General features: G+C 51.6%; 3 rRNA genes. All 3 read right to left on the minus strand.

The features are described 5' to 3' along the window. Window positions 1-2: 2 nt before the first annotated feature. The 3 genes from rrf to CS921_RS12175 all read right to left on the minus strand — a co-directional run bounded on the left by rrf (window position 3) and on the right by CS921_RS12175 (window position 4,921). Window positions 3-118: ribosomal RNA gene (gene rrf, locus CS921_RS12165) — 5S ribosomal RNA — on the minus strand. An 86-nt stretch (window positions 119-204) separates the two neighbouring features. Next, window positions 205-3,136: ribosomal RNA gene (locus CS921_RS12170) — 23S ribosomal RNA — on the minus strand. A gap of 236 nt (window positions 3,137-3,372) precedes the next feature. Continuing rightward, a 16S ribosomal RNA gene (locus CS921_RS12175) occupies window positions 3,373-4,921 on the minus strand. The 16S, 23S and 5S rRNA genes sit together here, the layout of an rRNA operon. Window positions 4,922-4,944: the final 23 nt, after the last annotated feature.

Genomic DNA, 4,944 nt, shown 5'->3' on the forward strand with positions numbered 1-4,944 from the left:
TTGCCCGGCGGCGACCTACTCTCACAGGGGGAAGCCCCCAACTACCATCGGCGCGGAGAAGCTTAACTACCGTGTTCGGGATGGGAACGGGTGTGACCTTCTCGCCATAGCCACCAGACAAAGGATGAAAGAACGTTGTTCTTTCAAAACTAGATAAAAGCGCAAGTTTGGTAAAACCAACAAGACGTTGAATCAGTTAAACAAAAGGTTAAGTCCTCGATCGATTAGTATTTGTCCGCTCCATGTGTCGCCACACTTCCACTCCAAACCTATCTACCTGATCATCTTTCAGGGATCTTACTTTCCGAAGAAATGGGAAATCTCATCTTGAGGGGGGCTTCACGCTTAGATGCTTTCAGCGTTTATCCCTGCCGCACATAGCTACCCAGCGATGCTCCTGGCGGAACAACTGGTACACCAGCGGTGCGTCCATCCCGGTCCTCTCGTACTAAGGACAGCTCCTCTCAAATTTCCTGCGCCCGCGACGGATAGGGACCGAACTGTCTCACGACGTTCTGAACCCAGCTCGCGTGCCGCTTTAATGGGCGAACAGCCCAACCCTTGGGACCGACTACAGCCCCAGGATGCGACGAGCCGACATCGAGGTGCCAAACCTCCCCGTCGATGTGGACTCTTGGGGGAGATAAGCCTGTTATCCCCGGGGTAGCTTTTATCCGTTGAGCGATGGCCCTTCCATGCGGAACCACCGGATCACTAAGCCCGACTTTCGTCCCTGCTCGACTTGTCAGTCTCGCAGTCAAGCTCCCTTGTGCCTTTACACTCTGCGAATGATTTCCATCCATTCTGAGGGAACCTTTGGGCGCCTCCGTTACACTTTAGGAGGCGACCGCCCCAGTCAAACTGCCCACCTGACACTGTCTCCCTACGCGCTAAGCGTAGCGGGTTAGAATGGTCATACAGCGGGGGTAGTATCCCACCAGCGCCTCCTCGCATGCTGGCGCACGCGATTCATCGGCTCCTACCTATCCTGTACAAGCTGTACAAACATTCCATATCAGGTTGCAGTAAAGCTCCACGGGGTCTTTCCGTCCTGTCGCGGGTAACCTGCATCTTCACAGGTACTATAATTTCACCGAGTCTCTCGTTGAGACAGTGCCCAGATCGTTGCGCCTTTCGTGCGGGTCGGAACTTACCCGACAAGGAATTTCGCTACCTTAGGACCGTTATAGTTACGGCCGCCGTTTACTGGGGCTTCAATTCGTACCTTCGCTTACGCTAAGCACTCCTCTTAACCTTCCAGCACCGGGCAGGCGTCAGCCCCTATACGTCACCTTACGGTTTTGCAGAGACCTGTGTTTTTGCTAAACAGTCGCCTGGGCCTATTCACTGCGGCTCTCTCGGGCTTTCACCCTAATAGAGCACCCCTTCTCCCGAAGTTACGGGGTCATTTTGCCGAGTTCCTTAACGAGAGTTCTCTCGCTCACCTTAGGATTCTCTCCTCATCTACCTGTGTCGGTTTGCGGTACGGGCAGTCTATCTCTTCCTAGAGACTTTTCTTGGCAGCGTGAAATCAGGAACTTCCGTACTCAATTTCCTTCCCCATCACAGCTCATGCTTCGCAAGAAGCGGATTTGCCTACTTCTCACACTCACTGCTTGGACGCACATTTCCATTCGTGCGCTTCCTTATCCTTCTGCGTCATCCCATTGGTCAAACAATTTAGACTGGTACAGGAATCTCCACCTGTTGTCCATCGCCTACGCCTATCGGCCTCGGCTTAGGTCCCGACTAACCCTGAGCGGACGAGCCTTCCTCAGGAAACCTTAGATATTCGGTGGAAGGGATTCTCACCCTTCTTTCGCTACTCATACCGGCATTCTCACTTCTAAGCGCTCCACCAGTCCTTTCGGTCTGACTTCACCGCCCTTAGAACGCTCTCCTACCACGAACATCTTACGATGTTCATCCACAGTTTCGGTAATACGTTTAGCCCCGGTACATTTTCGGCGCGGAGTCACTCGACCAGTGAGCTATTACGCACTCTTTCAATGGTGGCTGCTTCTAAGCCAACATCCTGGTTGTCTAAGCAACTCCACATCCTTTTCCACTTAACGTATATTTGGGGACCTTAACTGGTGGTCTGGGCTGTTTCCCTTTCGACTACGGATCTTATCACTCGCAGTCTGACTCCCGAGTATAAGTACATGGCATTCGGAGTTTATCTGAATTCGGTAACCCGAGAGGGGCCCCTAGTCCAAACAGTGCTCTACCTCCATGACTCTTTACCTCGAGGCTAGCCCTAAAGCTATTTCGGAGAGAACCAGCTATCTCCAAGTTCGATTGGAATTTCTCCGCTACCCACACCTCATCCCCGCACTTTTCAACGTGCGTGGGTTCGGACCTCCAGTAAGTATTACCTTACCTTCATCCTGGACATGGGTAGATCACCTGGTTTCGGGTCTACGACCTGTTACTCATTCGCCCTATTCAGACTCGCTTTCGCTACGGCTCCGCTTTTTCCGCTTAACCTTGCAACAAATCGTAACTCGCCGGTTCATTCTACAAAAGGCACGCTATCACCCATTAACGGGCTCTAACTACTTGTAGGCACACGGTTTCAGGTACTCTTTCACTCCCCTCCCGGGGTGCTTTTCACCTTTCCCTCACGGTACTGGTTCACTATCGGTCACTAGGGAGTATTTAGCCTTGGGAGATGGTCCTCCCGGATTCCGACGGAATTTCACGTGTTCCGCCGTACTCAGGATCCACTCAGGAGAGAAGCACATTTCAACTACCGGGCTGTTACCGTCTCTGGCGGGCCTTTCCAGACCGCTTCGTTTATATCCTTCCTTTGTAACTCCGTATTGAGTGTCCTACAACCCCAAGAAGCAAGCTTCTTGGTTTGGGCTCTTTCCGTTTCGCTCGCCGCTACTCAGGAAATCGATTTTTCTTTCTCTTCCTCCAGGTACTTAGATGTTTCAGTTCCCTGGGTCTGCCTTCCTTTCGCTATGTATTCACGAAAGGATCCTATCCGATCAAAGATAGGGGGTTCCCCCATTCGGAAATCTCTGGATCATTGCTTACGTACAGCTCCCCAAAGCATATCGGTGTTAGTCCCGTCCTTCTTCGGCTCCTAGTGCCAAGGCATCCACCGTGCGCCCTTTCTAACTTAACCTCTCAACTTCTAAGAAGTTGGGTTATGTGTTCTACTAGCTTTCTCCGCGATAGATACTCACTACTAGAGATGAAAGATTCACTTTCAGATGATTCTCGGTTACTTGTTTTTTACAAGAAATTACTTTCTTGTGATCACTTTACTTGCTTTTTATCTAGTTTTCAAAGAACANNTTGAGAGTGACCTCTCAAAACTGAACAAACGAAAGATGAAACCATAGGTTTCCTTATCCTTAGAAAGGAGGTGATCCAGCCGCACCTTCCGATACGGCTACCTTGTTACGACTTCACCCCAATTATCTGTCCCACCTTCGGCGGCTGGCTCCATAAAGGTTACCCTACCGACTTCGGGTGTTACAAACTCTCGTGGTGTGACGGGCGGTGTGTACAAGGCCCGGGAACGTATTCACCGCGGCATGCTGATCCGCGATTACTAGCGATTCCGGCTTCATGTAGGCGAGTTGCAGCCTACAATCCGAACTGAGAATGGTTTTATGGGATTGGCTCCACCTCGCGGCTTCGCTACCCTTTGTACCATCCATTGTAGCACGTGTGTAGCCCAGGTCATAAGGGGCATGATGATTTGACGTCATCCCCACCTTCCTCCGGCTTGCACCGGCAGTCACTTTAGAGTGCCCAACTAAATGCTGGCAACTAAAATCAAGGGTTGCGCTCGTTGCGGGACTTAACCCAACATCTCACGACACGAGCTGACGACAACCATGCACCACCTGTCACTTTGTCCCCGAAGGGAAAGCTCTGTCTCCAGAGTGGTCAAAGGATGTCAAGACCTGGTAAGGTTCTTCGCGTTGCTTCGAATTAAACCACATGCTCCACCGCTTGTGCGGGCCCCCGTCAATTCCTTTGAGTTTCAACCTTGCGGTCGTACTCCCCAGGCGGAGTGCTTAATGCGTTTGCTGCAGCACTAAGGGGCGGAAACCCCCTAACACTTAGCACTCATCGTTTACGGCGTGGACTACCAGGGTATCTAATCCTGTTTGCTCCCCACGCTTTCGCGCCTCAGCGTCAGTTACAGACCAGAGAGCCGCCTTCGCCACTGGTGTTCCTCCATATATCTACGCATTTCACCGCTACACATGGAATTCCACTCTCCTCTTCTGCACTCAAGTCTCCCAGTTTCCAATGACCCTCCCCGGTTAAGCCGGGGGCTTTCACATCAGACTTAAAAGACCGCCTGCGCGCGCTTTACGCCCAATAATTCCGGACAACGCTTGCCACCTACGTATTACCGCGGCTGCTGGCACGTAGTTAGCCGTGGCTTTCTGGTTAGATACCGTCAGGGGATGAGTAGTTACTTCATCCTTGTTCTTCTCTAACAACAGTGCTTTACGATCCGAAAACCTTCTTCACACACGCGGCGTTGCTCCGTCAGACTTTCGTCCATTGCGGAAGATTCCCTACTGCTGCCTCCCGTAGGAGTCTGGGCCGTGTCTCAGTCCCAGTGTGGCCGATCACCCTCTCAGGTCGGCTATGCATCGTCGCCTTGGTAGGCCTTTACCCTACCAACTAGCTAATGCACCGCGGGCCCATCTATCAGTGACAGCCGAAACCGTCTTTCAAATAAGGTTCATGTGAACCTTACTATTATGCGGTATTAGCACCTGTTTCCAAGTGTTATCCCCCGCTGATAGGCAGGTTGCCCACGTGTTACTCACCCGTCCGCCACTCACGTCAGAGAAGCAAGCTTCTCTTCAGTTCGTTCGACTTGCATGTATTAGGCACGCCGCCAGCGTTCGTCCTGAGCCAGGATCAAACTCTCGTTAAAATGTTTGAATACTTATTCAACAC

It is taken from the genome of Listeria costaricensis, assembly GCF_900183385.1.
GTDB classification, from domain to species: Bacteria; Bacillota; Bacilli; order Lactobacillales; family Listeriaceae; genus Listeria; species Listeria costaricensis.